At 50.6% G+C, this 25,269-nt stretch carries 28 protein-coding genes and 1 tRNA gene; 14 read left to right on the top strand and 15 right to left on the bottom strand.

Going from position 1 to position 25,269, the window contains the following annotated elements:
• Positions 1-6: 6 nt before the first annotated feature.
• The 4 genes from J7619_RS20500 to J7619_RS20485 all read right to left on the bottom strand — a co-directional run bounded on the left by J7619_RS20500 (position 7) and on the right by J7619_RS20485 (position 3,851).
• Positions 7-1,494 (bottom strand): sulfatase-like hydrolase/transferase, encoded by a 1,488-nt coding sequence (locus tag J7619_RS20500; protein ID WP_291202937.1) that lies wholly within the window; start codon positions 1,492-1,494, stop codon positions 7-9.
• 206 nt (positions 1,495-1,700) lie between these two features.
• Entirely contained in the window at positions 1,701-2,459 is a 759-nt protein-coding gene (locus tag J7619_RS20495; protein ID WP_291202934.1) for a type 1 glutamine amidotransferase domain-containing protein, read from the bottom strand.
• A gap of 93 nt (positions 2,460-2,552) precedes the next feature.
• Positions 2,553-3,131, bottom strand: a complete 579-nt coding sequence (locus J7619_RS20490; RefSeq protein ID WP_291202932.1) for a Crp/Fnr family transcriptional regulator — start codon at positions 3,129-3,131, stop codon at positions 2,553-2,555.
• A gap of 48 nt (positions 3,132-3,179) precedes the next feature.
• Complete coding sequence (locus J7619_RS20485; protein WP_291202929.1) at positions 3,180-3,851, bottom strand: CAP domain-containing protein; 672 nt, start codon at positions 3,849-3,851, stop codon at positions 3,180-3,182.
• Positions 3,852-3,980: 129 nt separating this feature from the next.
• On the opposite strand from J7619_RS20485, the gene J7619_RS20480 reads away from it, so the two are divergent.
• The gene (locus J7619_RS20480; RefSeq protein ID WP_291202926.1) at positions 3,981-5,915 is read left to right on the top strand and encodes a pectinesterase family protein; all 1,935 of its coding nucleotides are present in this window, start codon (positions 3,981-3,983) and stop codon (positions 5,913-5,915) included.
• 10 nt (positions 5,916-5,925) lie between these two features.
• On the opposite strand, the gene J7619_RS20475 is transcribed toward J7619_RS20480, so the two are convergent.
• A complete protein-coding gene (locus J7619_RS20475; protein ID WP_291202923.1) occupies positions 5,926-7,098 on the bottom strand; it encodes a sorbosone dehydrogenase family protein in 1,173 nt (390 codons plus the stop codon).
• A gap of 168 nt (positions 7,099-7,266) precedes the next feature.
• On the opposite strand from J7619_RS20475, the gene J7619_RS20470 reads away from it, so the two are divergent.
• The 5 genes from J7619_RS20470 to J7619_RS20450 all read left to right on the top strand — a co-directional run bounded on the left by J7619_RS20470 (position 7,267) and on the right by J7619_RS20450 (position 10,294).
• A complete protein-coding gene (locus J7619_RS20470; RefSeq protein ID WP_291202920.1) occupies positions 7,267-7,773 on the top strand; it encodes a GbsR/MarR family transcriptional regulator in 507 nt (168 codons plus the stop codon).
• Between the two features lie 56 nt (positions 7,774-7,829).
• Positions 7,830-8,663: a hypothetical protein gene (locus J7619_RS20465; RefSeq protein ID WP_291202917.1), complete on the top strand. Its 834-nt coding sequence runs from the start codon at positions 7,830-7,832 to the stop codon at positions 8,661-8,663.
• Between the two features lie 8 nt (positions 8,664-8,671).
• Entirely contained in the window at positions 8,672-9,085 is a 414-nt protein-coding gene (locus J7619_RS20460) for a DUF1731 domain-containing protein (protein ID WP_291202915.1), read from the top strand.
• A gap of 33 nt (positions 9,086-9,118) precedes the next feature.
• Positions 9,119-9,688, top strand: a complete 570-nt coding sequence (locus tag J7619_RS20455; RefSeq protein WP_291202912.1) for a Crp/Fnr family transcriptional regulator — start codon at positions 9,119-9,121, stop codon at positions 9,686-9,688.
• An 87-nt stretch (positions 9,689-9,775) separates the two neighbouring features.
• Positions 9,776-10,294, top strand: a complete 519-nt coding sequence (locus J7619_RS20450; RefSeq protein WP_291202909.1) for a cupin domain-containing protein — start codon at positions 9,776-9,778, stop codon at positions 10,292-10,294.
• A gap of 3 nt (positions 10,295-10,297) precedes the next feature.
• Here J7619_RS20450 and J7619_RS20445 read toward each other — a convergent pair whose 3' ends face one another.
• Positions 10,298-11,461 (bottom strand): DUF3095 domain-containing protein, encoded by a 1,164-nt coding sequence (locus J7619_RS20445; RefSeq protein ID WP_291202906.1) that lies wholly within the window; start codon positions 11,459-11,461, stop codon positions 10,298-10,300.
• A 182-nt stretch (positions 11,462-11,643) separates the two neighbouring features.
• Between J7619_RS20445 and J7619_RS20440 the strand changes: the two genes are divergently transcribed.
• Positions 11,644-12,993 (top strand): WG repeat-containing protein, encoded by a 1,350-nt coding sequence (locus J7619_RS20440; RefSeq protein WP_291202903.1) that lies wholly within the window; start codon positions 11,644-11,646, stop codon positions 12,991-12,993.
• Between the two features lie 11 nt (positions 12,994-13,004).
• Here the strand turns inward: J7619_RS20440 and J7619_RS20435 are convergent, their stop codons facing one another.
• Both J7619_RS20435 and J7619_RS20430 read right to left on the bottom strand, forming a co-directional pair.
• Entirely contained in the window at positions 13,005-14,234 is a 1,230-nt protein-coding gene (locus J7619_RS20435) for an RNA polymerase sigma factor (protein ID WP_291202900.1), read from the bottom strand.
• The gene (locus J7619_RS20430; RefSeq protein ID WP_291202897.1) at positions 14,224-14,577 is read right to left on the bottom strand and encodes a YciI family protein; all 354 of its coding nucleotides are present in this window, start codon (positions 14,575-14,577) and stop codon (positions 14,224-14,226) included. The genes J7619_RS20435 and J7619_RS20430 overlap by 11 nt, the downstream gene beginning before the upstream one ends.
• A gap of 286 nt (positions 14,578-14,863) precedes the next feature.
• Between J7619_RS20430 and J7619_RS20425 the strand changes: the two genes are divergently transcribed.
• Positions 14,864-15,142, top strand: coding sequence for a hypothetical protein (locus J7619_RS20425; protein WP_291202894.1), 279 nt, complete (start codon positions 14,864-14,866; stop codon positions 15,140-15,142).
• A gap of 12 nt (positions 15,143-15,154) precedes the next feature.
• Here the strand turns inward: J7619_RS20425 and J7619_RS20420 are convergent, their stop codons facing one another.
• From J7619_RS20420 to J7619_RS20410, 3 genes are all read right to left on the bottom strand, one after another.
• On the bottom strand, positions 15,155-15,709 hold the full coding sequence (locus J7619_RS20420) for a dihydrofolate reductase family protein (RefSeq protein ID WP_291202891.1): 555 nt from the start codon (positions 15,707-15,709) through the stop codon (positions 15,155-15,157).
• 87 nt (positions 15,710-15,796) lie between these two features.
• Entirely contained in the window at positions 15,797-17,536 is a 1,740-nt protein-coding gene (locus J7619_RS20415; protein WP_291202888.1) for a gliding motility-associated C-terminal domain-containing protein, read from the bottom strand.
• Between the two features lie 26 nt (positions 17,537-17,562).
• Positions 17,563-17,763 carry a hypothetical protein gene (locus J7619_RS20410; RefSeq protein ID WP_291202885.1) on the bottom strand — a complete coding sequence of 67 codons (201 nt, stop codon included), beginning with the start codon at positions 17,761-17,763 and terminating at the stop codon, positions 17,563-17,565.
• A gap of 63 nt (positions 17,764-17,826) precedes the next feature.
• Between J7619_RS20410 and J7619_RS20405 the strand changes: the two genes are divergently transcribed.
• The 3 genes from J7619_RS20405 (at position 17,827) to J7619_RS20395 (ending at position 21,421) form a co-directional block, all read left to right on the top strand.
• The gene (locus J7619_RS20405; RefSeq protein WP_291202882.1) at positions 17,827-19,164 is read left to right on the top strand and encodes an amidohydrolase/deacetylase family metallohydrolase; all 1,338 of its coding nucleotides are present in this window, start codon (positions 17,827-17,829) and stop codon (positions 19,162-19,164) included.
• A 186-nt stretch (positions 19,165-19,350) separates the two neighbouring features.
• Entirely contained in the window at positions 19,351-21,051 is a 1,701-nt protein-coding gene (locus J7619_RS20400; RefSeq protein WP_291202880.1) for a PLP-dependent transferase, read from the top strand.
• Between the two features lie 286 nt (positions 21,052-21,337).
• Positions 21,338-21,421: transfer RNA gene (locus tag J7619_RS20395), tRNA-Leu, on the top strand.
• Between the two features lie 96 nt (positions 21,422-21,517).
• Here J7619_RS20395 and J7619_RS20390 read toward each other — a convergent pair.
• Positions 21,518-21,778 carry a hypothetical protein gene (locus tag J7619_RS20390; protein WP_291202877.1) on the bottom strand — a complete coding sequence of 87 codons (261 nt, stop codon included), beginning with the start codon at positions 21,776-21,778 and terminating at the stop codon, positions 21,518-21,520.
• Between the two features lie 216 nt (positions 21,779-21,994).
• Here J7619_RS20390 and J7619_RS20385 point away from each other — a divergent pair, with 216 nt between their 5' ends.
• Complete coding sequence (locus J7619_RS20385; RefSeq protein ID WP_291202874.1) at positions 21,995-22,300, top strand: XRE family transcriptional regulator; 306 nt, start codon at positions 21,995-21,997, stop codon at positions 22,298-22,300.
• Here the strand turns inward: J7619_RS20385 and J7619_RS20380 are convergent, their stop codons facing one another.
• Together J7619_RS20380 and J7619_RS20375 are read right to left on the bottom strand one after the other, a co-directional pair.
• On the bottom strand, positions 22,301-22,669 hold the full coding sequence (locus J7619_RS20380; protein WP_291202872.1) for a hypothetical protein: 369 nt from the start codon (positions 22,667-22,669) through the stop codon (positions 22,301-22,303).
• Positions 22,660-22,950 carry a hypothetical protein gene (locus J7619_RS20375; protein ID WP_291202869.1) on the bottom strand — a complete coding sequence of 97 codons (291 nt, stop codon included), beginning with the start codon at positions 22,948-22,950 and terminating at the stop codon, positions 22,660-22,662. Before J7619_RS20375 ends, J7619_RS20380 begins: the two co-directional genes overlap by 10 nt.
• A gap of 78 nt (positions 22,951-23,028) precedes the next feature.
• On the opposite strand from J7619_RS20375, the gene J7619_RS20370 reads away from it, so the two are divergent.
• Complete coding sequence (locus tag J7619_RS20370; RefSeq protein WP_291202866.1) at positions 23,029-23,499, top strand: hypothetical protein; 471 nt, start codon at positions 23,029-23,031, stop codon at positions 23,497-23,499.
• Between the two features lie 7 nt (positions 23,500-23,506).
• Here the strand turns inward: J7619_RS20370 and J7619_RS20365 are convergent, their stop codons facing one another.
• Positions 23,507-24,121, bottom strand: coding sequence for a deoxynucleoside kinase (locus J7619_RS20365; protein WP_291202863.1), 615 nt, complete (start codon positions 24,119-24,121; stop codon positions 23,507-23,509).
• Positions 24,122-24,277: 156 nt separating this feature from the next.
• Between J7619_RS20365 and J7619_RS20360 the strand changes: the two genes are divergently transcribed.
• Positions 24,278-25,264: a rhodanese-related sulfurtransferase gene (locus tag J7619_RS20360; RefSeq protein ID WP_291202860.1), complete on the top strand. Its 987-nt coding sequence runs from the start codon at positions 24,278-24,280 to the stop codon at positions 25,262-25,264.
• Positions 25,265-25,269 lie beyond the last annotated feature (5 nt).

The raw sequence follows: 25,269 nt of genomic DNA, 5'->3' as shown, positions 1-25,269 counted from the left end.
CAAAACCTATTTCTTGAAATACCTGTCCTGTGTATACTTCGGCTGAAACTTGTCCATTGTCCGCTCGAACTTTTCAGGCTCGTATTGTAGCGGAAGAATCGTTTTAGCCGTGTAAGCCACAGTGTCACCCGTTTGTTGCTGCCATTGGATCAGCAGTTTTTTCAAACTTTCCTCTTTCTGGCGGTATTCGGCTTTGCCCGACAGGTTTTCCGTTTCCAGCGGATCTTTTTGGAGGTTGAAAAGCTGGGTGTAATCGCGGTTTGGGTAACGGATCAGCTTCCATTCCTCGTCCCGCACCGCCCTGATCAGGTTTCGGTATGCTGTAAAACTACTTTCCCGGACGCCTTTGGACTTCCCGGCGATCACATCCGCAAGGCTTTTGCCATCAACTGCCTCCGGCTTGGGAAGGCCGGTTACCGAGGCCAGCGTGGGGAAAATATCATAGAGATACACCAATGCATTGGATACCTGACTCTTCGGAATGCCCGGTCCGGTTATGATGAAAGGCACCTTCATGCTGTGCTCGTACAAGCTCTGCTTGCCCAGCAGCCCGTGGCTACCCACCGCCAGACCGTTATCGGCAGCATAAACGATGATCGTGTTTTCGTAAAGCCCCTTTTCCTTCAACGACCGGATAATGTCGCCCACGCGGGCATCGAGATGACTGATCAGCCCATAGTAGTCCGACAATGTAGCCTTAACAACTTCCGGCGTGCGTGGCCAGGGCGCCAGGTTTTCGTCACGCACCTGGGCCTCACCATAGTCGAACGGGTGCACCGGCTTGAAATTGCCGGGCAATGGAATGTCTTTTTCGGGGTATTTGCCGACGTAATCCTCTCGCGGCGAACGCGGATCGTGCGGCGCTGTGTAGGCAATGTAGCAGAAGAACGGATTGGTTTTTTTGCCTTTTGCATATTCATCAATATAAGAAAGCGCTGCTTCGGTGAAGATGTCGGTCGAGAACCCTTTTACCACCGGCTCGCCGAGTTTACCATTGTTCAAATCCCGTACCGGTACCTGAAAATGATCGCTCATGCCGCCCAGCATGACTGCTTTACCTTTCTGAAAGGAGGCCTCGAAAGTTTGGCCGCCATTATGCCACTTACCGGTACCGAATGTTTCATACCCGTTTTCCGCGAAATGCTGGGGCATCGTATGAACGCCGTCGAGCACATCATACACGTGAAACAGGCTCTTCCCACTCATGAGCATCGCGCGGCTGGGAGCGCAGATAGCCCCGTGATGCCCGCCCATGACGTAACAATTCGCAAACCGCGTACCCGATTTCGCCAATTGATCGATATTCGGCGTTTTCACGACGGGGTTACCGGCTATTCCCAGCGCGTCGGCCCGCTGGTCGTCGGCAAAAATGAACAGGATATTAGGTTTTACGGCTGGTTTCAAAGCCGGCTGCTTCTCAGGCAGATATTGAAGGAATAATGGCGCGGCCAGCAAAACGGCCCACAACCAGCGTAGACTTGCAAAGCTTTTCAAAACGGGTTTAGTTATGGTTTAAATACAAACAAAAAGGTTAGGCCCTAATTTACATACTTATCCCACCATTTTACTTGGCTTTACCATCCCGCAAACAGAAGTTTAGGACAACTTACCACCAATGCGCTGTGCATGACAAAAAGCCGGTCCTCGTGCCCATAGTGGGTTGGGGTACCGGCTTACATGCATGCTGTTCTTTTCCTTTCTTATTTGCCCAGTGCAGCCACAATCGCCTGACCAACAGCCTTAGCCGACTGTGGGTTTTGCCCGGTGATCAGCCGCTGATCGGTCACCACGTGCGTTTGCCAGTTCCCCGATTTCTCGAATTTCGCCCCGCGTTCAATCAGCCGGGATTCGAGCGCGAAAGGCACGACTTTATCCATCCCTACGGCAGCCTCTTCCTCATTGGTGAATGCATTGACTTTCTTACCATTAACCAGGTAGCTCCCATCGGCGAGTTTGATATTCACCAAACCGGCCGGGCCATGGCAGACAGCCGCTACCACGCCATTTTTCGCGTAAATCCTGGCTGCGATAGCCGCGATCTTCGCGTCGTCGGCAAAGTCCCACATTGCCCCGTGTCCCCCTGCATAGAAAATCGCCTCGTAATCCTCCGGCTTTACCGCGTCAGGGGTCAGGGTGTTCTCCACCTTTTGGCGGGCCTGTTCGTCATCCCAGAACTTCTTGTTAACCGGGTCGGTCAGATCGAAACCATCTACGGGCGCCTTACCGCCTTTGGGGCTCACGAAATCAATTTCATAACCAGCATCACTGAGCACTTCCCACGGATGGGATACTTCACCGAGATAATATCCGGTAGGTTCGCCGGTACTGCCTTTTGTAGCGTGGCTCGTTACCACGAAGAGAATTTTCTTTTCCATTTTTTGTCCTGTCTGGGCCATCGCGTCACTGTTCGAACTGATCACAGAAGCCGCGAGAGCGAGTTTTACCAAAGCATTTGCCATGTTTTCCTGAATTGTTTTGACAATGCAAAATTGCTACCCGCAGCCGGGATGCGACAGGAAGAAGGTCACTAGTTTGGTGTGATGTAGATCACACTAGGCAGACAGGCGGCTGAGCGTTTCGCGCGACACGCCCAGATACGAAGCCAGCAACGTTTTAGGCACCCGCTGCGCCAGTGAGGGGTATATTTGCAACAATTCGTGATAGCGCTCGGCGGCGCTATGGTTCATAAATGACAGAATGCGCCTTTGCAGGGCGATATAGCCCGCATTCGACTTTTTCCTGAAAAAATATTCGATCTGGTGCATTTCACTGCAAAGCTTTTCGCGGTTCGCCAGCGACAGGCAAAGCACTTCCACATCTTCGAAACAGGTAATATCGAGTGTGGCGTCGGTTTGGTTGAAGTATGCCTGGTAATCGGATATCCACCAGTCCTCCATGGCCAGTTGAAGAATATGCTCTTTCCCCTGCTCGTTGACGAACGACGATTTCAGCAGACCTTTTATCACAAAAAAGTCGTGCATTACCGGTGCGCCCTGTTGAACGAGGAACTGATGTTTCCGGAATTTACGACTGGTAAAATGCGAACTGACGTACGCAAACTCCTCGGGAGTAAGCGATATCAGCTTGCCAAAATGGGTTTTGAGTTCGTCAAACATTACTTGCAGATCCATCCGTAAAACGTCAATCCTGGCAATTCTACGAATTAATGCATTAAAACTTCAGTGCTCGCCGCCGAAGTTTTGCACCAGACTCGCGTAGGGTGCTTTTTTATGCAAATAAGGTTCGGGAGATAGCCGCGCGGCGCAACCCAAATAAGTATATGCGGGATTCATTAAATTCTTACGGTGCGGCGTCGACGCCATCCACTGTTCCACCACAAACCGCGCGTAGGCGGCATAAGTGAACGGAATACAGAGCTGGTGATCGCTTTCATTCAGGAATTCATATTGATTCAAACGGCGGTCCCATCGCGCGATCATAAAATCACCGCTTATCAGGGTCTGGTATCTACCGATATTTTCAGCAATCCTTTTAAATCTTTTGGTATACAATTCCACCCGCCGCTGAGCCGTACGTTCGTAGGGGCTATATGGATTGGTATGATTGAAAAACATACGATAAACCATCGAAGTGGCATGTCCCGACGATGCCAGGTATAAACCAGGGTCATATTCAAATGGCGGCAAACCGTACTTTCTTCTCACTTCATTGCTCGCCTGAAAAACGGCCGCATCCAGAAACAAGGTATCCGGATTCTGCAACGGGATCAACTCATTGCATTTGGGTAATGCAAAAAAACGGCTCTCGTCCAACGCATAATATTGATTTCTATGCAAGTCGAAACCTAAATGCGAATACAAATAGAGGGCAAAAACAATAAGGGTTTCCATGGCATTGCAAAATGAATTCAATCATTTAGAACAATATGTATGAAAAATAATAATAAAATAATTTCTAAAAAACTTTGCGGTGCAGTATTGTCTTCACTGACTGCACTATTAAAAACCATTTTCCAGAATATGCTGACAAAAATCGGCCTGCTGCTCCTCTCGCTGTTGCTTTGCCTACGCGTTCATGCGCAGGTGCAGGCCATCGAGCAACAATTTACCGTCGCCGCCGACGGAAGCGGCGATTTCAGGACCATCCAGGAAGCCGTCAATGCCGTGCGCGACCATTCGCAGATCAGGGCCACCATCCATGTCAAAAATGGCATTTACCGTGAAAAACTCGTGATCCCGGCCTGGAAAAAGAACATTACGCTGACCGGCGAAAATGCCTGGCAAACCATCATTACCAACAACGACTTTTCCGGGAAGGACTTCCCGCAACGCGATTTGACCGGCAATGCCCAATTCAGTACCTATACCTCCTATACGGTACTCGTGCAAGCCAGCGACTGCACCCTGCAAAACCTCACCATCGAAAATACGGCCGGACGCGTGGGGCAGGCCGTAGCGCTGGCTACCGAGGGCGACCGTATCGACGTTTACAACTGCCGCATCCTGGGCAACCAGGACACGCTCTACACCGCCAAAGACGGCCGGAATTTTTACAAAGATTGCCTCATTACCGGCACTACCGACTTTATTTTCGGGGAAGCAACCGCCGTTTTCGAGCATTGCACTATCCGGAGCCTTACCAACTCCTACATTACCGCCGCTTCCACCACCCGCGAACAAGCGTTCGGCTATGTCTTCTTGAATTGTAAACTAACCGCGAACGAGGAGGCCACCCGGGTATACCTGGGTCGTCCGTGGCGGCCATTTGCGAAAACCGTTTTGATCGATACCGAAATGGGCGGGCACATCACCCCGGAAGGCTGGGACGCGTGGAAGGGTGACAATATGTTCCCTGAAAAAGAAAAAACCGCATTCTACGCCGAATACAACAGCTCGGGCCCCGGCGCGGATGCAAGTGCCCGGGTTGCCTGGTCCAGACAGCTCACGCCAGAGGAGAGGGAGAAATACACGATCGAAAACATTCTTTCGGGCTGGATTCCGGGCAAAAAGCTACGCTTGCAGCCCTCGGGCATACCCGATACCAGTTTTTCGGTGAAAGGCTCCTACCAACACGAAATCACACGACATCCGAACATCCGCATTGCGGATTCCACCATGCCGGCCACGATCCAGCTCGTGCGGAATATTGCATACCGCACCACCCCTGCCGGGAAAAAGCTGTTGCTGGATATCTACAAACCTAAAAAGCGGGGCAAGATGCCGCTACCGGCCGTGCTGATGGTGCACGGCGGCGGCTGGCGTTCGGGCGACCGCACGCATAACAACACCCTCGCACGCAAGCTCGCGGGCAAGGGATACGTCTGCATCACGGCCGATTACAGCCTATCCACCCACGCTCTCTACCCCGCTGCCGTGCACGACCTGAAAGCCGCGGTGCGCTGGATGCGGTCACATGCCGGCGAATACGGCATCGATACCGCACGCATTGCGATCCTGGGTTTCTCGGCCGGCGGCGAACTTGCCGCATTTGTGGGAGCGACCAATGGGGTAGCTAAATTTGAGGGCATAACCGGTCAAAACGAAGGGTCCAGCGCGGTGCAGGCTGTGGTAAACATGGATGGGACGCTGGCCTTCATTCACCCGGAGTCTGGCGAGGGCGACGATTCCAAATCCATTTCCGCGGCTACCTACTGGTTGGGTTATCCCAAAACCGAGCGGCCCGACCTCTGGAATGAGGCTGCCCCGCTAACACACGTCAGTGCAAAGACGCCGCCGTTCCTGTTCATCAACAGCTCGGTGGACCGTATGCACGCCGGAAGAACGGATTTTATCCAAAAACTGAATGTATTTGGCACGTACAGCGAAGTCAGGACGTTTCCCGAGGCCCCGCATACTTTCATGTTTTTCGACCCGTGGTTCGAACCGACGCTCGCTACCATATCCACTTTTTTGAAAAAGGTTTTACCAGACGGTGGACTCCCTATTCGCAAGTAAGCAAAACAGATTAAGGCTGTGCCAGCTTCATGATCTTTCCTGTGCCATGGTTACAGATGTAAAGTTCATGGAACTGGTCGGTGCCGAAAGCGGAAATTTGCCCTACCCCTTCGGCAATGATGCTGTTTTTTACCACTTTGCCATTTTGGGTTTCGAGTGCGAAAAGCCGCCCGCTCACATAGTCGCCGAACACATATTTGCCCGTGAGCGACGGCACCGATTTGCCCCGGTACACAAACCCGCCCGTTACCGAATGCTCACCATTGGCCTGGGGAAGGTCCAGCACGGGATCGATCAGCCCTTCGGTGCCACAATCACGTTTAGGATTATAGCAATCGATACTCTCCTTTAACCGCCAGCCATAATTACCGCCTTTGACGATGATATTGATCTCCTCCCGCTTGTTCTGCCCTACATCCCCCGCCCAAAGCGTGTTGGTCGCATCATCGAAGCTGATCCGCCACGGGTTCCGCAGGCCATAGGCGTATATTTCCTCCCTGAACCCCTCCTTGTTGCCCGCAAACGGATTGTCCGGCGGGATACCGTAATTCCCCCTGGTTTTGCTATCCACATCCACGCGCAGGATCTTGCCCAGCCAGGCACCTTTGTTCTGCCCGTTGTTGCTCGGGTCGCCCCAGCTGCCGCCGTCGCCGGTGGAAACATACAGGTAACCATCCTTGCCGAATTTCACCGCTCCGCCATTGTGATTGTCAAAAGGCTGATCAAACGTAAAAAGCACCGTCGCACTCGCTGGGTCGGCCTGATTTGGATCGCTAGCGCTCACTTTGTAGCGTACAATAGCCGTTTCGAGTTTGCCGGACACTTTCGTCGTGTAATTCAGGAAAAAATAGCCGTTGTTTTTATAATCCGGATGAAAAGCCAGCCCCAATAGCCCGGCCTCACCGCCATAGCTTACCAGCTTTTTAATATCCAGGAATACTTTTGCGGATGGAGTTGACGCGGCGTTTTCAAAAACACGGATCGTACCTTCCTGTTCCAGCACAAAAATCCGGTTGGTGCCGTCATTCGAGTGCGTAAGATCGACAGGATAATCGAAATGCAGCTTTGGAAAAGCCTCCACCACCTTCACTACCGCGGCAGCACCGGGCCCTTTCGGCTTCGCGGCATTGCAGACGGTTAGAAGCGCAAGGCCGGCAAGGCCTCTTATGACAAAACGTTTCATGGCAAATCGGGTTTGGGATTAAAATCAGCAGCCAATTTCCTGCCCGCTTTACAAGTCAAATGCCTTTCAGATTTACTCCCTGTCTTTTAAAGGCATTACCCCTTCCTATTTTAGTATTTAAACTTTCAAAAAGTTTTGAAAGTTTAAATACATTAATACCTTTGGAATATGGAACTCGAAGACGCTAAACGGAAATTCATCGAATCATGGGGTAAGCTGGGCTCTGAATGGGGCATTAACCGCACCATGGCGCAGGTTCATGCACTACTGCTGATCTCCCCCGACCCGCTTACGACCGAGGAAATCATGGAGACGCTCAGCATTTCACGTGGCAATGCCAATATGACCCTCCGCGATTTGATCGGTTGGGGCCTGATCGAAAAGCAACACAAGCCGGGCGAGCGGAAAGAGTACTTCTTTGCCGACAAGGACGTCTGGAATATCGCCAAGCAAGTGGCCAAAGAACGCCGCAAACGCGAATTGGAGCCCGTTATCAAGGTGCTCGATGAGCTGTCGAAGGTCACCGGAGATGCGAATGACCCCGAATTCAGCACGTTCAACAAGTCGGTTACGGACATTAATAAGCTGGCCAAGAACGTCGACAAAACCCTGGAAACCATGCTCGGCGCGGAAGAAAACTGGTTTTGGGGTGGTATTTTCAAATTATTCAAGTAATATTTTTTTGACCTAAACTTTCAATTTTTACTGAAAATTCAAAATATACTATACAAATGAAAACACTACATAACCACATCATTCTTTTCGACGCCGAGTGCCCGATGTGCAACCTCTACACAGGCGCGTTCGTGCGGAACGGGCTGCTGGACGCCAATGGCCGTGAGGCCTATCAGCAATATTCCGGTGCGGCCTGCCCCAATCTCGACTGGCAACGTGCCGTCAACGAAATTGCGCTCGTAAACCAGGCGACCGGGGAAGTTACCTACGGCATAGAAAGTCTGCTGAAAGTTTGCGGAAACGCCATGCCTCGCCTCGCGCCCCTATTCCGGTGGAAACCATTTTTGTGGATAGCCGGCAAAGCTTACGCCTTCATTTCATACAACCGCCGCGTAATCATCCCGGCGGCGGCCTCCGAAAACCGGTTCGGGTATCAGCCGTCTTTCAATTTGAAGTATCGCATTGCGTGGATAATATTGAGCTGGGTTGTTACTTCGCTCGTGCTGGCCACCTACCCCTCGCTAATTGGTGGAAATATTACTGGCGAGATGTTTGTGCGAGAGTTTGCGATCTGTGCCGGGCATATTATGGTCCAGAGTTTTGTCCTGACACGCTGTCAAAAGAGTAAAATGTGGGACTATCTCGGTAATCTGGCAACCCTCTCGCTGGCAGGTTCACTGGCTCTTTTTTTGATCACCATTATCTGTATGAGGTTCAATATTAGCTGGTACATTGGATGGACGGGCGTCTTCCTCATCCCTATTCTGATGATCCGGGAGCACGTGCGGCGATCCAGGTTCCTTGAAATAGGTTACTGGCCCACCGTTACGTGGATTTTGTATCGGGTTCTTGTTTTCATCATCTTACTAGCATACTATGAAATACGATAAAATAGTGCTTGCAGGAGGAAACGGCTACCTGGGCCGGGTTTTACACCCTCGCGCGCCTTGGAGCAGGAGGGAAACTTGGAAACGGGCAGCAGTATGTATCGTGGATCCATGAACAGGATGCTGCAAAATGTACCGAATGGCTGTTCCGGCACGAGGGGGTTTCCGGGGTACTGAATTGCACTTCTCCAAGGCCGGTAAAAAATGAAGTATTAATGGCGGCAATCCGCAAGGCTTGCGGTATGGCATTTGGCGTTCCGTCTCCGGCCTGGTTGCTGGAACTGGGCGCGGGAATAGTCGGCACCGAGACGGAGCTTTTACTCAAAAGTCGATGGGTGTTGCCCAAAATACTATCGGACAATCGTTTCGAATTCAGTTATCCCGAGATTGAGCATGCCGTCAATGATATTGTGTGGCAACCATAATGCATTATATTTCTGCTAAAATTTCAACCGCAAATGGAGCAGCTTCGCGCCAAGTTCGATACTTACGGCCCGCTTTCGGAAGAAACGGCGGAAGATCTGGCGAAGCTGATCCGGCCGCATTCCTATGCGAAAGGAGACTATTTTTTGAAGGAAGGACAAACACCTAAAAACGTCGGTTATGTCGTAAAGGGGCTTCTTTCGCAGTATTACGCATCGCCGGACGGGGATTTGGTGATCAAGAAGTTTTTTCCCGAAAACCATTTTGCGGGCTCCCTACCCGCCATGCTCACGCATTCGCCCAGCATTTTCGCAATCAGGGCGCTGGAACCAACGGAAACATTGGAATACAATTTCTACGATTTCAAATCGCTTACCGAGAAGCATGCCGACCTGGCCGCATTCTATATCCGGTATATGGAGCTCCATTGGGTCATTGAAAAGGAACCACTGGAAATTTCCTTTCGATACGACAATGCCAGAACACGCTACGCCAATTTTCTGAAAGACTACCCCAATCTCGAACCGCGTCTCAAACAGCACGAAATCGCGTCGTACCTCGGCATTACCCCAACGCAGCTCAGCCGTATCCGTGCGGAAATGTAATTTTTCAAAGTCTCAACATTTGTAAATGTTTTGGCTTGACGGGCTCCCGACATTTGTCCCGTTCAAACCAAAACAACGACAAATGCTATGAAAAATGAAACCGATTTCCTGACGGACTCCCTCGAAAATAAGGCTGCTATCTTCGCTGCGGGCGAAGGTGAAGTGCTGGCTATGGGCGGCAACAGCATCACATTAAAGGTAACCAGCGACATTTCGAACGACCAGCTGGGTGTTTATGAAATCAAACTGGCGCCTGCCACGATCGGTGCGCGATTGCATTATCACCGTTTCATGGACGAAACATTTATCGTACGCAAAGGCACGTTGACGATCGAACTGGCCAGCGGTCCCGTCCACGCACATGAGGGCGCGGTGGTGTATGTGCCGCGTATGACCGCGCACGGGTTTTCCAACCAATCCGCCGAAGAGGTGGTAATCAACCTCATATTCAACCCTGGTCAGCAACGGGAAGGCTTTTTCCGCGGACTGAAATCGATATTGACCGAGCCGGTGATCGACCCCGCGAAATACCTGAAATTGTACCAGAAATATGACAGCTTCCCGGTAGACGTGCAGAATATGTTGCCGGTTGGTCCTCCGCAATAGCCGCTAAGCTCCCGCATTCCGCAATTTCTGTTTCAGGACGCCCGCCGCTTTGGTATAACCACCCTCGGCACCGTCGATGAAGTGGATATGGCCGTCCTTGAGGTCATGGACGTAGCACGACATCACGGATTCGCCGCTCACATGCAATCCGTAGCGAATCTCCCCTGCCGCTTCCATGGCGTCGAGGGCGGCTTGAAGCTGCTCACGCTGCCCGGGCGTACCGGTAATCACGGTGTTGATCTTCCCATCCATCACCAGCGTGTCCGACATTTCGACCAGGCTATTGAGGTAGTCCCTTCCATATGACGTCCGGAAGTATACGTAACCGAAGAGCCAGGCAATCCAGGATGCCGCCAGTCCCAGAATGCTCGTGCTGCCCTCCCTGACCCGCATCTCCATTTCCATCTTTTTGAAAGTGGTCCGCCAGATCAGCCTGGCAACAGAAATAGGCTGCCTCCGCGGAAAAGGGCCATAAATACCGTCGACATACTCCATCACCTTCGCAAACAACGCGGCCTGATTTTGCCCGGCCGGCGCGGTCACGAGCAGGGTCACTACCTCCTGGTCCAGTTCGGGCGGGCCGATTTTGTCCCACCGGCATTGCATACCGCTCAAGTCCAGTTCGTCGTCGGGTTCCGGTTCATAATCGAACCGGTAATGCTCGCTTTTGATGCGTTTCTCGGCATAATACAAGCCGTCGCCTAATATGACTGGAATTGAAAATGCGCCCGCCACGCGCAATTTGCTAACTTTCAGTTCATATCCTTTGGCATAAATCTCGCTCACCGCCACGATTCCAATGCGGAGGTCCAATGCAAAATTCTCCCTCGTATTCTTTCTGAAAACCGCCAGCGCACGCATGGCCGCATCGGCAATGGCAGGCGGCACGATGAATGTGGCCCCGTCGCCGCCAAAAAAGAACGGAACGGTAATACCCGCCTTGAATGCGATATTGAGCACGCTCACAATACTGCCCGTGGCGATCAGATTCACCGTCTCGTGCAATCCGCTCGCAACAGCCGCCGTCGAATTCCGGATATCGGTCACCACCACGTGCCACGACTCGGGCACATTGTAAAACAGATGCTCCTCCGTAAGCAGTTCGCCGAGCGAAATATGGTTAGCAGGCAAACGCGAATAAAACTGTTCGTTCCGGGCCAGCGACATGATCGTTGTATAAGTTCAGGGTTAATTTAAACCTAATTTCTCAAATAATTAAGCCGCTGAAAATCGATAATCCTGTCAAGTTTTTGTTTTTTGCAGGTTAAAATTGAATGCCTGCCGCGTTCCGGGCCATCCCGATAATACCAGACAATGGCCGCGACTAACCTGAAACCCGCGTTTGCTGAATGCTTCGACCGACTTTTTATTATTTTACACTCCTGTTTCTCCTGTTGCAATCGGCCTGGGCCACGGCTCAAACAACACCCGCCGGTAGCAAAGCCTGGCTGAAAGAATACAATGAATACCGCGAGTATGACGATGTGTATGTCGTCAAGAAGGTGAGTATTCCATGCCGATCGTACGAAACCTTCGTCACCGACAAAAACGGCCGGAAACTCTCGCCCGCCTACCGCGATATCGGCGACTTTGCCGAGGGGCTGGCCGAGTTTGTACCGATGGAGCTCGGGCCCGAAGGACACGGCTTGCACGGCTTTATCGACAAGCGCGGTAAAATTGTCATCGAACCCAAATACACCTCCACCGACCGGTTCCGAGACGGTAAAACCTGGGTTATATACCCATCCGGCAAACACTACGGACTTTCATACATCGATCTTAAAGGGAATGAAATCTACAAAATCCCTATTCACCATTATACCAGAAACTATCTGATCAAGGATTCGGATATCGATTTCCTTTGCAATCATGATACGAAAGAGGATGTTTTATGGTGGATACAAAGGCCGATGGATTTCCATATACTGAACTTCAATTTCAGCCGCTTCATCGAAAAAGAAATAAAAGCCTCCAAGTTCATTTACCATTTCCTTTACAAAGGCAAATACGGGATCATCGATAAAAATATGATGCTGAAAGTCCCGGTGGCACTCGACGACATCGATCCTGATTACAAATACTCCGGCCAGGGAATGGAGCGCGTGCGGTACGGCGATAAGTACGGTTATATTAGTCCCTTCACCGGCGATCTCATTGTTCCGTTTGAATACACCGATACCCGCAAACCTACCAATGGTTTGTTTTGGGTAAAAAAGGATGGGAAATGGGGCTGCATCGATAAAACCGGGAAGTTACGCATTCAGCATTTGTACGACGAAGCCACCGGCTTTACTGCTGAAAACCGCTCCGCGGTCGCTATTAATGGTAAATTCGGGCACATCGATAAATCGGGCAAAATACGGACGCCATTGAAATATGACTTTGCTTCGTATTACAATCACGGCATATCGATGATCCGCATCGATGATCAATACGGTTACATAGATACGACCGGCCGTTTCATCACCAAAATCATCTACGACGAAGCCCTTCCTTTCGATCACATTACCACCACCGTTGAGCGCTCATGGCTCCGTTTTGAACTTTCACTCGACGGCAAGGAGAAATTCGTGGGTTTCTCCTATAAACTGAATGCGGTATTTATCATCCTCGGCGTCATCATTTTCATTTGGCTGAACAATTTGCTTTACCAGCGCGTGTTGAAAAAACGCCTGGCGAAAGTGACCAGCAAAAAGTAAGGCTTACCATTTCAGGACAGCCTCGTGATCCGCTTCCGGATCGCCCGCCGTTCGGCGGCAGTTCTGGCCAGCTGCAAGGCACTTTCCAGGTTTTCCAAAGCCTTCTGCCGGTCGATCCCGTCATAGAGTTCACCCAGTAATGCGAAATAGAAGTGATTGCCTTCCAGCCCCAGGACTTCCGTTTCATGGATTCCTTCGGCCTTTCCTTTCCATTTGGATATTGCAAACGCCCGATTAAGCGCTGCAACGGGGGAGTAATTGCGTTTTAATAGCTGATCGTAATAGAAAACAATGCTGCTCCATTTCTCCGGGCTATCCTCTTTTTGCGTATGCCAGTAAGCAATTCCGGCCTCGAGATGGTACCGTGAAACCTCATCGCCCTTTGCTGCCGATTGCAGAAAAGCGCATCCATTTCTGATCAGATCGGCATTCCACAGGCCGGGATCCTGTTCCTCGTAGAGCACCCGCTCGCCCGAAGCGTCCGTACGTGCGTCGAAGCGCGAGGCGTGAAAGCACATCATCGCCATCAGCGCATTGACTTGCGGCTTGTTTGTAGCATTGTTTTCGATCAGCATGGCACATAGCCGCATTGCTTCCAGGCAAATATCCTTTCGAAGCGTACGGTCCTGGCTCATCGAATAATATCCTTCATTGAAGAGCAAGTAGATGGTGGTCAGCACAGAGCCGAGCCGCACATCCATTTCTGCCGGAGCCGGCATTTCAATGCGAATATCAATCTCCCGGAGCCGTTCCCGGGCCCTGGTTAGCCGCTTGTTAATGACTTCTGTCGTCGTCAGAAACGCGTCGGCAATCTCCTGGATGCCAAATCCGCAAAGTACCCGCAGCGCCAGCCCGACCTGCGACTCTTCCGATATAGCCGGATGACATACCGCAAAAAGCATTTGCAACTGGCTGTCTGTAATATTCTCCGGGGTAAGGTCTATCTCAAATGTCGCGTCGCCATCCATGCCGGACCGGATCTCCGGCAAAACCCTTTCCTCGTAGATTGAATGCCGATGCAGGTAATTCTTCGCCTTGTTTTTGGCTGTGTTATACAGCCAGCCCGCAGGGTTCGGCGGCGGCCCCTCGATACCCCATGCCTGCGCTGCCACCAGGAATGTATCGCTCGCAATATCTTCCGCCACCTCTATCTCCCTGAACCCGAAATGCCGGCAAAGTACCGAAACGATCTTCCGGTATTCTGTCCTGAACAAATGCGGGATCAGCGGTTCACTGCTCATGAACGGAAACGATTTTCCGTACCTCGACGCTGTTTCCCTCGCCGTTCAGGATCGGGCATTGCGCTGCCAGCCGCATTGCATCATCGAAACTCTCCGCGCGAACCACGATAAACCCAGCAAGCGATTCCTTCGTTTCGGCATACGGCCCGTCCGTTACCATGCCGTTAGGTTTGAGCACTTTCCCTTCTGTGGAAAGCCCCTTCCCTCCCGCGAATTTTCCCTCTTCCACAATACCGCTGATCCAGCGATGGTACTGCTTCATGTATTCCTGCATTTGCTCGGGAGAAGGCTGGGCTCCCTTTGTCAGGAGATCAAGGCGCATGAGGATCAGATATTCTTCCATGGTGTTGATTTTAATGTAAATATTCTGATAAATTTTAAGATATTACCGTTATTAAGCCACTTGATTCGTAACGAAACAAGACGTAACTTTAAACCCGCGACACACTATCAAAATGCAAGAATTTCACCTCCGCATGCATTTGGCTGCGCTTCGGCAATACCTTCGCGATCGTCAGGACTCTATGCCCCGGAAGGAATTGGATCAGGTGCTGGACATGATAGCACTTATTCAAAAAGCGTTAAATGAAGAGAATAACAATACTACTGATTAATTCAGACCAGAAATTATGACGACAGAAACCAACCAATCGGAGCTGGAAAAGCTACTTGCGGATAGCAAACAGGCCTTGAAAGACTATTGCGAATACAAGGGGGTTCAATATCCGATGGATCAATGGGTGACTATTTCTGAGTATTGCAAACGGTTCAAAATCCCCAACACCCAGACCGTGACAAACTGGATTCAGAGGGGGATTATACCCAGGGAGAACGTCGTAACCATCCCCGAATACAACAATATCCGGCTCATTAAAGCTATTCCCTATCACGACAATCAGCGATCCTGAAAAGCAAACATTTCAAACCGCCTCATAGCTCAACAAAACCACCCCGCTGCTAAACACACGGTGGTTGATCAGCTTCAAATCCAGTTTCCTGGTTAAACCCTGAAATGAGGGCGTACCTTCTCCGATGGCTACGGGGTCGATCATGAACTGATATTCATCAATCAGGCGCGCCTCGGCAAGCTGGGCGATAATGCTGCCGCTGCCGAGAATGGTCATGACTTTGCCGGGGATAGCTTTGAGTTTTCGAACGGCTTCAATAAGATCGCCTTTAATGAGCGTGGTATTTTCCCAATCCGCGCTTTCCAGGGTGGTTGAGAATACGATCTTTTCGGATTCATTCATACCCTGGGCAACCTCCGGCATACTTTCGATCGCCATAGGCGTCGGCCAGAAACCCGCCATCATTTCATAGGTAACCCTGCCGAACAGCAGTGTGGCTTTCGCTTCAAGGTTATCGGCGGCGAACCCGTTTTCTTCCTCTCCGTGCCGGTGCCAGCTGATGTCGTTATCAGGGCCTTTAAAATATCCATTGAGCGTCGTGAAATTGTAGGCAATGAGCTTTCCCATGATGGTCTGTTTTTGAGGTGAATATTGTTTCAACTAACCCCATTACAAACGGGATGCCGGAAACAGGACAGACGCGTTGCATTTTTTTCAACGAAGCACATTCACAACGCCCTTGTAGTTCAAAAACGATCCATTCGTCAATTCTACCCTGATTTTATAGGGATAAACGCCCGGCGAAGTCTTTTGGCCGTGATAGGAACCATCCCAGCCAGCCGAGGGATCGGAGGCGGCGAAATTGGATTTCTGGTAAATCACTTCGCCCCAGCGGTTGTAAATAAACATCTCCGCGACCTGCTTCACACAGGCATTGCCAAACACATAAAAAACTTCGTTCAGCTGATCGTTATTAGGCGAGAATGCGTCGGGAATATCGATGCCGCAGGGCTTCACGTACACCTGTACCCGCGCCTCCCGCGTGCAAGTTTTGTCGGCGTCCGATACTTCCAGATGATACAATGTCGACTTTGGCGGCGATGCCCAGGGATCGGGACAGTCCGTACAAGACAGGCCCGACTGGTCCCAATGGTATGTGTAACTACCGGCAGGCGCGACAATGGGTTCTACATGGACGCTATCACCCTGCGTAATGGAAAGCGTGGGCGTGACGAACACATCAAGCTTTACAACTTCGAGGACCGTCGTCACCAGGCTATCGCAGCCGGTCGCCTGCGGAATATTCTGAACGTAAGTGCCGGGCTCGGAATAGGTGCTATCCCCTACCTTCACACTTTCCCCTTCGCAAATGCGGAGGTTTTGGGTAAACTTCCCGACCGGGTTCACGGTAAGCGTCAGGGTTACAGTGCTGTCACACACACTGCTTTTACTCACATTTCGAACAAAAACACCGCTGGTTTTCAACAAAGTGTCGCCCAGCGCAAAAACATCACCATCGCAAATAGTCTGTGCCAGCGTTGCGGTTTTCCTTTTAAAAGCGACTGTAAAATCCAGCCCAAGCGCACATGATTCGTCGAGACTGCCGCGCGGCACCATTTCTACGTGAAACCGGTCACCCAGGTTCGCTTTCACACGAATCTGCTGGGAGGTTTGGCCGTTATTCCAGCTATACTTGCCGAAACCCTCGGGCGCCGCCAGCGTAATATAGCCATCTGTATCGGGGCAATCGGCCACCTGCTTGATCTCCGATTTAAGACATTCTGCATCGAAATAGGCATAACCGAAATGCCTCATACGCGTACACCCATGAGCGGTCACGACGATCGTGAGCTTCTTGCCTACAAAATTCCGGAGATCTATCGCACCCACCGTCCAGTTGCGATACTGAATATCGCCCGAGGCTTGGAACCCCTCCACCGTGTTGGTACCTTCCAATTGAATATCATAGTTGCTGCAAGGCAACTCCTCTCCGTTGCTGTCGAATATCAGGATATTGAAGCCGGGTTTCTGATAAGGTTCGTGGTTGGCGCGGCCGTCGATGCCGGTATTTTGCAAAATGACCGCGAATTTGTACTGAAAAAGGGTATTATCGGCCGTGACGGTATACTCGGTATGAATGCGGCTGAAATGTCCGCCTTCGTTCACATTGCCTATCCGGATGGAATGCGTGCTCCCCGGCGCCACCATCGGAATGGATGGAATTTTAGGGTCGTTACCGTCGGAAAGGCTGGTCACGTAATGTTCGTTGTTACGCGTCCCATTTTGCTCGCTTTGGAAAACGGTTTGCTGGTTGGCATCGGTAACCGCACCGTAGGTAAGCACCCAGCCATTGGAATTCCCCTGCTCAAAGCCCACATTACTGCAATCGACCTGGGCCTGCGCAGCACACAGCAAAAGGTTGAAAATGGCGGTTAGACGTAAAATGTGCTTCATAAGGGTCCGAGGTTCGTTGCAACATTTTACGCGTTATTAAACATGGCCGTTGCGTGAAACAGGGAATCTTTTTGAACGCAAACAACATCGGCAAAAAAATCCGGCATTGAGGCTGGATACCAGCGTAAAAGCGGTGTCTTCACTTCTTTTATCGGCGTGCGGGGCGTGCTGAAAATATTTACAGGCCAGTGATGGGGGTTTTGATATAAAATATATGTCCTCATCATGAATGCGGCCTGCTTGCAATGGCATTGTACAGAAGCATTTATCTATCCTAAACCCTTAATATTATGAGATCTTTCTCTCTTTCCACCCTGTTGGTGCTCTTTATGCTGTGCCAGCCAGCCTGGTCGCAGGACAAGAAATACAGCATCGTAATCAAAGGCGGGCATGTGATCGACCCGAAAAACAACATCGACGCTGTTGTGGACGTGGCCATTGAAGGTACGCCGGGCGGCGAGGACGGCAAGATCGCCCTGGTAGCCAAAAACATCGACGCCAGCCAGGCCGTGCAGGTGGTGGATGCCAAAGGGCTCTACGTGACACCCGGACTGATCGACATTCACGTACATTTTTTCTGGGGGACGGACCTCAAAGGTACTTACCGCAACGGCCCGAATGGACTGCCCGCCGACGGCTTCACGTTCCGATCGGGCGTTACTACCGTCGTGGATGCTGGAAGTTCCGGCTGGAAAACTTTTGAGACATTTAAAAAACAAACCATCGATCTTTCCAAAACACGTGTACTCGCATTCCTGAATATTGTGGGTGAGGGAATGGCTGGCGGGAAATTCGAAAACAGCCTCGAAGAAATGGACGCGAAAGCAACGGCTGAAATGGCTAAAAAGTATCCCAATGACGTCGTAGGCGTAAAACTGGCGCATTTCGTAGGGCACGACTGGACACCCACCGACCGCGCATTGGAGGCCGGTAAGCTTGCCAGCATTCCCATCATGGTAGACTTCGGCAGCGCTAACCCTGTGTTGCCCCTGGAAGAGTTGTATTTGAAAAAATTCCGGAAAGGCGACATTTACACCCACTGCTTTGGCGGAAACAGCAACAACAGCGGCCGCGGTCGCGAGTCCATTGTGGATGTTTCTACCAACAAAGTGAAACCCTACGCCATCGAAGCGCAAAAAAGAGGTGTAATCTTCGATGTTGGCTTCGGGGGTGCGAGTTTCCTGTTCTCCCAGGGACAACCGGCGATCAAGCAAGGTTTTTATCCCAACTCCATCAGCACCGACCTGCACACGAGCAGCATGAACTCGGCCATGAAGGACATGAACAACATCATGTCGATGTTCATGGCGATGGGTATGGATTTCAAAAGTGTGATCAAAGCAAGCACCTGGAACCCCGCGCAGGAAATCCATCGCGAGGAATTGGGTAACCTCTCTGTTGGCGCACCCGCCGACATCGCTATACTGAACCTGCGCGACGGAAACTTCGGCTACTACGCCCGCGACGGCAAGATCACCGGCAAGAAACGCATTGAAACAGAAGCGACGATCCGCGGCGGCAACATTGTGTATACGCTCAATGCCCGTGTGGAGCCTGTGAACCTTCCCCGTCCGGAACGTCCCGCCGGGGCGCAGGGTCAACAAGGCCAGGGTGGAACCCCGCGATAGCTCTGAAAGATATTTATTTCGGAAAAAGGGTATTCCAAAGCATTTAATACATCTTTAAAACAATACCGGACAATGTCTGACAACCCTTGACCACGCTTGACAAAACGTGACCACACCTTGACAACGTCCGACAAATTATTCCTGCAACGCCCTTTAACCATTCAAACCCCCAATACCTTAACACCAATGAAACGCAGAGAACTTTTGAAAGATCTTTCCATGATCCCCCTCGCGGGAGGCGTTCTGAGCGCGGCGGCCGGCGCTCCGGCGGCCGGCCCGGCGGCATTTGCCGAAAGCAGCAAACCGAAATGGTTTCAGAAAGCCGCCTCAGCGGTTTCAGCACCCGGACCATTGAAGGCCGGACCGCAAATCTATCAGTCGATCGGTGTAGAGCCGATCATTAATTGCCGGGGGACATTTACCATTATCGGGGCTTCCATCGAGCTGCCCGAAGTTCGTCAGGCTATGGAGTATGCATGCCAATATAATGTACAGATCGACGAGCTGGCATTTGGTGTGGGCCAGCGCCTCGCCGAGATCACCGGCGCCGAATGGGGTATGGTATCCTCGGGCTGTGCGGCGGGCATGAATGAAGTCACAGCGGGTATTATCGCCGGCGGTAACCCCGAAAAACTGATCCGCATTCCTAACCTGGAAGGTTTTGAAAAAACAGAGGTGATCATTCCCAGGTCCTCGCGCAACGTGTATGACCACGCGATCCGTAACGTAGGTGTGAAAATCATTACGGTCGAAACCATCGAGGAACTCAAAAAGGCTATTACCCCGCGCACAGCGATGATTTACATGATGCCCGGTGATGAGCCGTGGACTGTAAAAGCCGTAGCGGATATCGCCAAGCCTGCCGGTGTGCCATTACTGGTGGACGCTGCTGCGGAGCGTTTGACAATCCCTAATATCCACCTGCAAGCCGGTGCATCCGTAGTGGCTTACAGTGGTGGCAAAGTAATCCGCGGGCCGCAATGTGCTGGCCTCATGCTGGGCAGCAAGGACGTCCTGATGTCGGCATGGCAGGCCAGCGCACCGCATCACGGTCCCTGCCGTAACAATAAGGTGGGCCGCGAGGAGGTAATAGGTATGCTGGCGGCCGTCGAGGCATGGGCTACCCGCGACCACAAAGCGGAAATGAAAATGTGGGTTTCGTGGCTGGATAATATTACCAAGAAATTGAACGGCATCCCAAGTGTTCAACTGGAAGTTCGCGAGCCGAAAGAAGGTGCGTTGGACAATGCTACACCGACATTGACCGTTACCTGGGACCCTACCAAGCTTAATATCACTGGCCAGGAGGTGGCAGACGAACTGCAAACTACTAAACCTCGTGTGGCCGTAGGAACCGGCTATCGCAGAGGCCCCGCTTCGACGCAATCGGGCCCTCCTACCACTTCGATCACGATTGCCGCTTACATGATGGGTCCGGGCAATGACAAGATCGTGGCCGAGCGCGTGCACGAGATACTCACCCGCAAGCGCAGCGCCCCGAAAGCCGAAGCCACCATGAAAGCGCCCGCTGCGGAGATTGCAGGCCGTTGGGACGTAAGTATCGAATTCTACACCAGTGCCAGCAAGCATACATTCATTATCGAAAGACAGGACGGCAACTATCTGTACGGAACGCACAAGGGCGAATTCGCTACCCGCGAACTTTTTGGTAACATCGATGGCGACGAGGTCCGCTTCCAGAGCCGGTTCAGCGTACCGGGAGACAACCTGACGATGACGTTCTACGGAAAGCTTTCGGGCGACACCATTACCGGTGAAATCGATATGGTGGAATACGTGAATGCGAAGTTTGTTGCCAAGAAAGCGACCTTCCCGGGCAACCGCCAGCGGATCAATATTCCTGCCGGACGCCCGTTATCGACCTAGGACATTGTTTCACATAACGGTAATTAACATAAAAAGCCTTGGATCGATGCCAGGGCTTTTATGCTAATTACTAAATCTAAAATTTTTAATATTTCCGGGCCTTTCTCATTTGCAAGGCTGAACAGTCTGATCCTGCGGGCACTAACCGATTTTCGGGGCACGAAACTACGACCAAAATGCGCAAATACGAAGGGTTTTTTGCGCAAGACGCGATATTTTCTCAAAAAAATCGGAGCACAACTGTTGCGCCGAATCATTAAAATACTACTTTTGCATCACGATTGACGGCCAGGTGGTGGAATTGGTAGACACGCTACTTTGAGGGGGTAGTGCCCGTTCGGGCATAGGAGTTCGACTCTCCTTCTGGTCACAACTAAAAGTGCGTTTGGGATTAACCAACGCACTTTTTTTATGCCCAAAAATTCAAAATGAGCCACTAGGACAGTCTTGGGACAATTAGATCGGCTCACGCAAATGCCAGCATTCCCACCTCCTTCATCGACTCTTCCAGGAAACTTTTAGCTGAAACCAACGAGTAATCTGCGACAAAACGAACCGAACTTCCCGGTTTGGTAAAGGTCACTACCTGTTCAAACATAAGCTCGGCATGTTGCGCATTTAAAACAAACGAGGTAATACGGACAATTTCCTCACCCTCCTCGCTACGATCGCGATGCAGGCAAACCTGAATGGCTGTTTCAGGAATTTGAATGATTTTGAAGTTCATAGTGGTGTTTTGGCTTGAAAGTGGTGAAAGTTTGTCACCCAGGATTGGCACAGCGAACATCGGAATGCTTCCAGTTTTACTATATTTACATAGACGCGCTTAACCTAAATAACATTGTAAATATAATATTCCATTTGGAAAATTGAAATACCAATTGGAGTTTTATATAACGAAAGATTGAACCTGATGATAGAAGTTGCGAGAATAGCGGCAATCATGAAAGCACACCACTTGAACACGGGTGAACTGGCTCAAATTGTGCAATTATCTCCGTCTAAAATCTCGAAGGTCCTTGCGGGAGATCAAAAATTCACTTCTGACGCGGTAGGCATATTGATCAAAGAGCTGGAAATCCACCCCAATTGGTTATTTGGCTACGAAGGCGAACCGAATGCTGTGATGTACCTAAAAGACCTCGTCCACAAAAGCGAAGTTGAAAAACTGGAAGCAAAAATCAGGGAGCTCAAAGACGAACTCGGAGAGGTATATAAGCAACTGGCAGAGGAACGGAGAGTAAAGTAATCACTTTTTGGGATTCAATTCCCGGATGCGCCGCTCACGCAATGCGGTGCGGTATTCACAAATTTCAACATCGATTTCAAGCTGCCGTCCCCTAGTTTTCCCAGGCAATGCCCGCTCCATTTCCAATTCACTCACATAACGCCTGACCCGATACGTCACGACCGCCAGATCGGCCACTGCGATAACTTTCAAACTAATAAACTGAATAAAATACGAGACTGGCGCCGCGAGATACACAATCGTCTCACGAGGAAAAGACCCTGGCAACTGCTGGGAGATGCCAATAATGAATGTCGATAAAAAGGTTACTGTTTCGGTCTTGTACTTGAATGATCTTTTCTTACGCCGTTTTCTGGCTTTTATTTCCATCCTTCAAGCACCTCTAAAAGTCTCTTAGCCTGACCATCCACGTGGTGCTTGCCCAAGACAATCGATTTGCCCGTTCGGGGGTTAGTAAGGACGATGTCGCCCCCGAAAAAGATTTTTTTGATAAGAATAAAAATGCCGCGCCCCACGATGAAAGCGACGCCGACACAGGAAATGTAGAAGATAATGTCGTTCAATAGCATGTGCAAAATCGTTTTAGTTTGTAATCTAACAAAGCTAGAAAGTTTTTCCAGAAATACAACTTTCCCGTTATCCAGTTGCATTCTACTTATCAGGCAATTATCTTTACAAACGTTTGAATAACCCTGAAATCTAGAAAAGTGTTGAATTACGCCCTCTGCATGAAGTTTACTTTCCTGCTTGGTGTGGTAGGCTTGGTGATGGCTTACGAGAGTAAATCTTTGGCGCAATGCAAGGAAACCATCAGCCCATCGAACCACAAGAAAGTTCACTACCATATAGTCCCGCTCTCCGGCCCGAAAGAATACCTTACCCTAGCCAAAACGGGTGAGGAAAGGATCCTCAATTACCACAATGACGAGTTCGGCCAGGTCTACCACGTTCAGATGTTCACCGAAATCAGGTTTTCGTCGGTAAAAGGTAATTTCTCGCTCTACACCACTATCAGCTCCACCGACCGCAGCAACTGGCAGAGCGAGTTTGTCCTCTCTACCCCCATCGAGCCCAAGGAGCTCGAAAAAATGAAAGGGACGGTGCAAATTGAAATACTACTGCCCGATGACAAGCGGATATTTAAAGTGAATGCTAAAAAGAACCAATTGCTTCACGAGGCGATCGCGTGCATGTACTAGGCGCACGTCATACGTAAAATAGCTCCTTGTTGAGTAGTGCCACGATTTTGTTGAAGTCCTCGGGATTGGAGGCAAAGTCCATATTGTTCACATCAATTTCGATGATTTTCCCGTCTTCATAGTTCTGTACAAAATCCTCGTAATAGCGATTGAGATTGGCAAGATAATCCGTCGAAATGTCGGCTTCAAACTCGCGGCCGCGCTTTTTGATCTGTGACACCAGCTTGGGAATATCCGCTTTGAGGTAAATCAGCAAATCGGGCTGGGACACAGTGCGGATAATGGATTCAAACAGCAGCAGATAAGTCTGGTAATCGCGGTCTGTCAGCACGCCCGATTCATACAGGTTGCGGGCAAAAATGTAGGCATCTTCAAAAATAGTCCGGTCCTGAACAATCGTCGAATAGGTTGTTTCCCGGATTTTCTGGACCTGCGCAAATCGGTTGTTCAAAAAATAAATTTGCAGGTTGAACGCCCAGCGCTCCATATCTGTATAAAAATCAGCCAGATAGGGATTTCCTTCCACCGCCTCATACATCACCTCCCATTTGAAATAATCCCCCAGCATCTGGGTCAATGTAGTTTTACCTGCGCCGATGTTACCAATGATAGCGATGTGCATAAGGAAGTAGGATGAGTTGAGTAATAATTGAACGAGTGCTCACAAAAATATGTATTTCAACGGATAACCGGTCAGCTACAAAACTGATTTTCGGCATTTTCTTAAAACTTGCATTATTCGTATATTTGCGGCTGATTTGGAGAAAAGAATTAAACGATGAAACCTTACAGGGTTATCCTATATTATTACTACACGCCCATCGCCGATCCCGATACTTACCGCGATGAGCATCACCTCTTTTGCGTGGCAAATAACTTGCTGGGCCGCATTATCGTAGCTCCTGAGGGGTTGAACGGCACGGTTTCGGGCACGCCGGAGCAATGCGAGGCTTATATGAATTATGTCCGCTCCGACGCGCGTTTTGCAGGCGTACAGTTCAAAGTGGAAGAGTCGGACCATGTTGCATTTCAGAAGCTGCACGTGCGCGTGAAGGACGAGATCGTCAACTCCGACCTGCCCGTGAATCCGCTGGTACGCACAGGAAAGCACCTCGAACCGGCCGATTTCAAAGCCATGCTGAACGACCCGGATGTGGTACTCGTGGATATGCGCTCTGATTACGAGCATGAAGTAGGCAAGTTCAAAGGCGCGATCACGTTCGATATGCACAACCTCCGCGAACTGCCGGAGCATATGCACGAGATCGAACATTTGAAAGACAAAAAAGTAATTACCTATTGCACAGGCGGTATCAAATGCGAAAAAGCCAGTGCATACCTGCTCGACGAGGGCTTCACAGACGTTTACCAGCTTCACGGAGGCATTATACGTTACGGTCTGGAAGAAGGCGGTGAAAACTTCGACGGCAAATGCTACGTGTTCGACAACCGCATTACCGTGGACGTGAACAGCGTGAACCCGACGGTGATTTCTAAATGCTACATCTGCGAAGAAGCCTGCGACCGCATGGTGAACTGCGCAAACCCGGAGTGCAACAACCACGTGCCGATCTGCGAAAAATGCGGCTGGGAAATGGAGGGCGCCTGTTCGGCAGAATGCAAAACGCACCCTGCCAAACGCGCTTACGACGGCACCGGCTACTACGTGGTCAATAGCAACCACTACCATCCGATGCAAGGACTGAAAAGCCAGCAGAAGAATATCAAAAAGATGAAACTCGCATTGAAAACTGAATCGGCTTAGCCGGT

It is taken from the genome of Dyadobacter sp. (genome assembly GCF_017744695.1).
In the GTDB taxonomy this organism is placed as follows: Bacteria; Bacteroidota; Bacteroidia; order Cytophagales; family Spirosomataceae; genus Dyadobacter.
Note: the sequence above shows the minus strand (reverse complement) of the source record. Positions and strands in the feature narration are given on the sequence as shown.

What these genes read in the sequence shown, in the direction of transcription:
- J7619_RS20420 (WP_291202891.1), bottom strand. Translation starts at nt 15,709, where the DNA reads ATGGGAAAGCTCATTGCCTACAATTTCACGACGCTCAATGGATATTTT.
- J7619_RS20475 (WP_291202923.1), bottom strand. Translation starts at nt 7,098, where the DNA reads ATGAAACGTTTTGTCATAAGAGGCCTTGCCGGCCTTGCGCTTCTAACC.
- J7619_RS20405 (WP_291202882.1), top strand. Translation starts at nt 17,827, where the DNA reads ATGAGATCTTTCTCTCTTTCCACCCTGTTGGTGCTCTTTATGCTGTGC.
- J7619_RS20360 (WP_291202860.1), top strand. Translation starts at nt 24,278, where the DNA reads ATGAAACCTTACAGGGTTATCCTATATTATTACTACACGCCCATCGCC.
- J7619_RS20450 (WP_291202909.1), top strand. Translation starts at nt 9,776, where the DNA reads ATGAAAAATGAAACCGATTTCCTGACGGACTCCCTCGAAAATAAGGCT.
- J7619_RS20380 (WP_291202872.1), bottom strand. Translation starts at nt 22,669, where the DNA reads ATGGAAATAAAAGCCAGAAAACGGCGTAAGAAAAGATCATTCAAGTAC.
- J7619_RS20490 (WP_291202932.1), bottom strand. Translation starts at nt 3,131, where the DNA reads ATGGATCTGCAAGTAATGTTTGACGAACTCAAAACCCATTTTGGCAAG.
- J7619_RS20415 (WP_291202888.1), bottom strand. Translation starts at nt 17,536, where the DNA reads ATGAAGCACATTTTACGTCTAACCGCCATTTTCAACCTTTTGCTGTGT.
- J7619_RS20370 (WP_291202866.1), top strand. Translation starts at nt 23,029, where the DNA reads ATGAAGTTTACTTTCCTGCTTGGTGTGGTAGGCTTGGTGATGGCTTAC.
- J7619_RS20390 (WP_291202877.1), bottom strand. Translation starts at nt 21,778, where the DNA reads ATGAACTTCAAAATCATTCAAATTCCTGAAACAGCCATTCAGGTTTGC.
- J7619_RS20400 (WP_291202880.1), top strand. Translation starts at nt 19,351, where the DNA reads ATGAAACGCAGAGAACTTTTGAAAGATCTTTCCATGATCCCCCTCGCG.
- J7619_RS20445 (WP_291202906.1), bottom strand. Translation starts at nt 11,461, where the DNA reads ATGTCGCTGGCCCGGAACGAACAGTTTTATTCGCGTTTGCCTGCTAAC.
- J7619_RS20455 (WP_291202912.1), top strand. Translation starts at nt 9,119, where the DNA reads ATGGAGCAGCTTCGCGCCAAGTTCGATACTTACGGCCCGCTTTCGGAA.
- J7619_RS20385 (WP_291202874.1), top strand. Translation starts at nt 21,995, where the DNA reads ATGAAAGCACACCACTTGAACACGGGTGAACTGGCTCAAATTGTGCAA.
- J7619_RS20470 (WP_291202920.1), top strand. Translation starts at nt 7,267, where the DNA reads ATGGAACTCGAAGACGCTAAACGGAAATTCATCGAATCATGGGGTAAG.
- J7619_RS20480 (WP_291202926.1), top strand. Translation starts at nt 3,981, where the DNA reads ATGCTGACAAAAATCGGCCTGCTGCTCCTCTCGCTGTTGCTTTGCCTA.
- J7619_RS20410 (WP_291202885.1), bottom strand. Translation starts at nt 17,763, where the DNA reads ATGATGAGGACATATATTTTATATCAAAACCCCCATCACTGGCCTGTA.
- J7619_RS20430 (WP_291202897.1), bottom strand. Translation starts at nt 14,577, where the DNA reads ATGGAAGAATATCTGATCCTCATGCGCCTTGATCTCCTGACAAAGGGA.
- J7619_RS20375 (WP_291202869.1), bottom strand. Translation starts at nt 22,950, where the DNA reads ATGCAACTGGATAACGGGAAAGTTGTATTTCTGGAAAAACTTTCTAGC.
- J7619_RS20365 (WP_291202863.1), bottom strand. Translation starts at nt 24,121, where the DNA reads ATGCACATCGCTATCATTGGTAACATCGGCGCAGGTAAAACTACATTG.
- J7619_RS20435 (WP_291202900.1), bottom strand. Translation starts at nt 14,234, where the DNA reads ATGAGCAGTGAACCGCTGATCCCGCATTTGTTCAGGACAGAATACCGG.
- J7619_RS20495 (WP_291202934.1), bottom strand. Translation starts at nt 2,459, where the DNA reads ATGGCAAATGCTTTGGTAAAACTCGCTCTCGCGGCTTCTGTGATCAGT.
- J7619_RS20425 (WP_291202894.1), top strand. Translation starts at nt 14,864, where the DNA reads ATGACGACAGAAACCAACCAATCGGAGCTGGAAAAGCTACTTGCGGAT.
- J7619_RS20440 (WP_291202903.1), top strand. Translation starts at nt 11,644, where the DNA reads ATGCTTCGACCGACTTTTTATTATTTTACACTCCTGTTTCTCCTGTTG.
- J7619_RS20485 (WP_291202929.1), bottom strand. Translation starts at nt 3,851, where the DNA reads ATGGAAACCCTTATTGTTTTTGCCCTCTATTTGTATTCGCATTTAGGT.
- J7619_RS20465 (WP_291202917.1), top strand. Translation starts at nt 7,830, where the DNA reads ATGAAAACACTACATAACCACATCATTCTTTTCGACGCCGAGTGCCCG.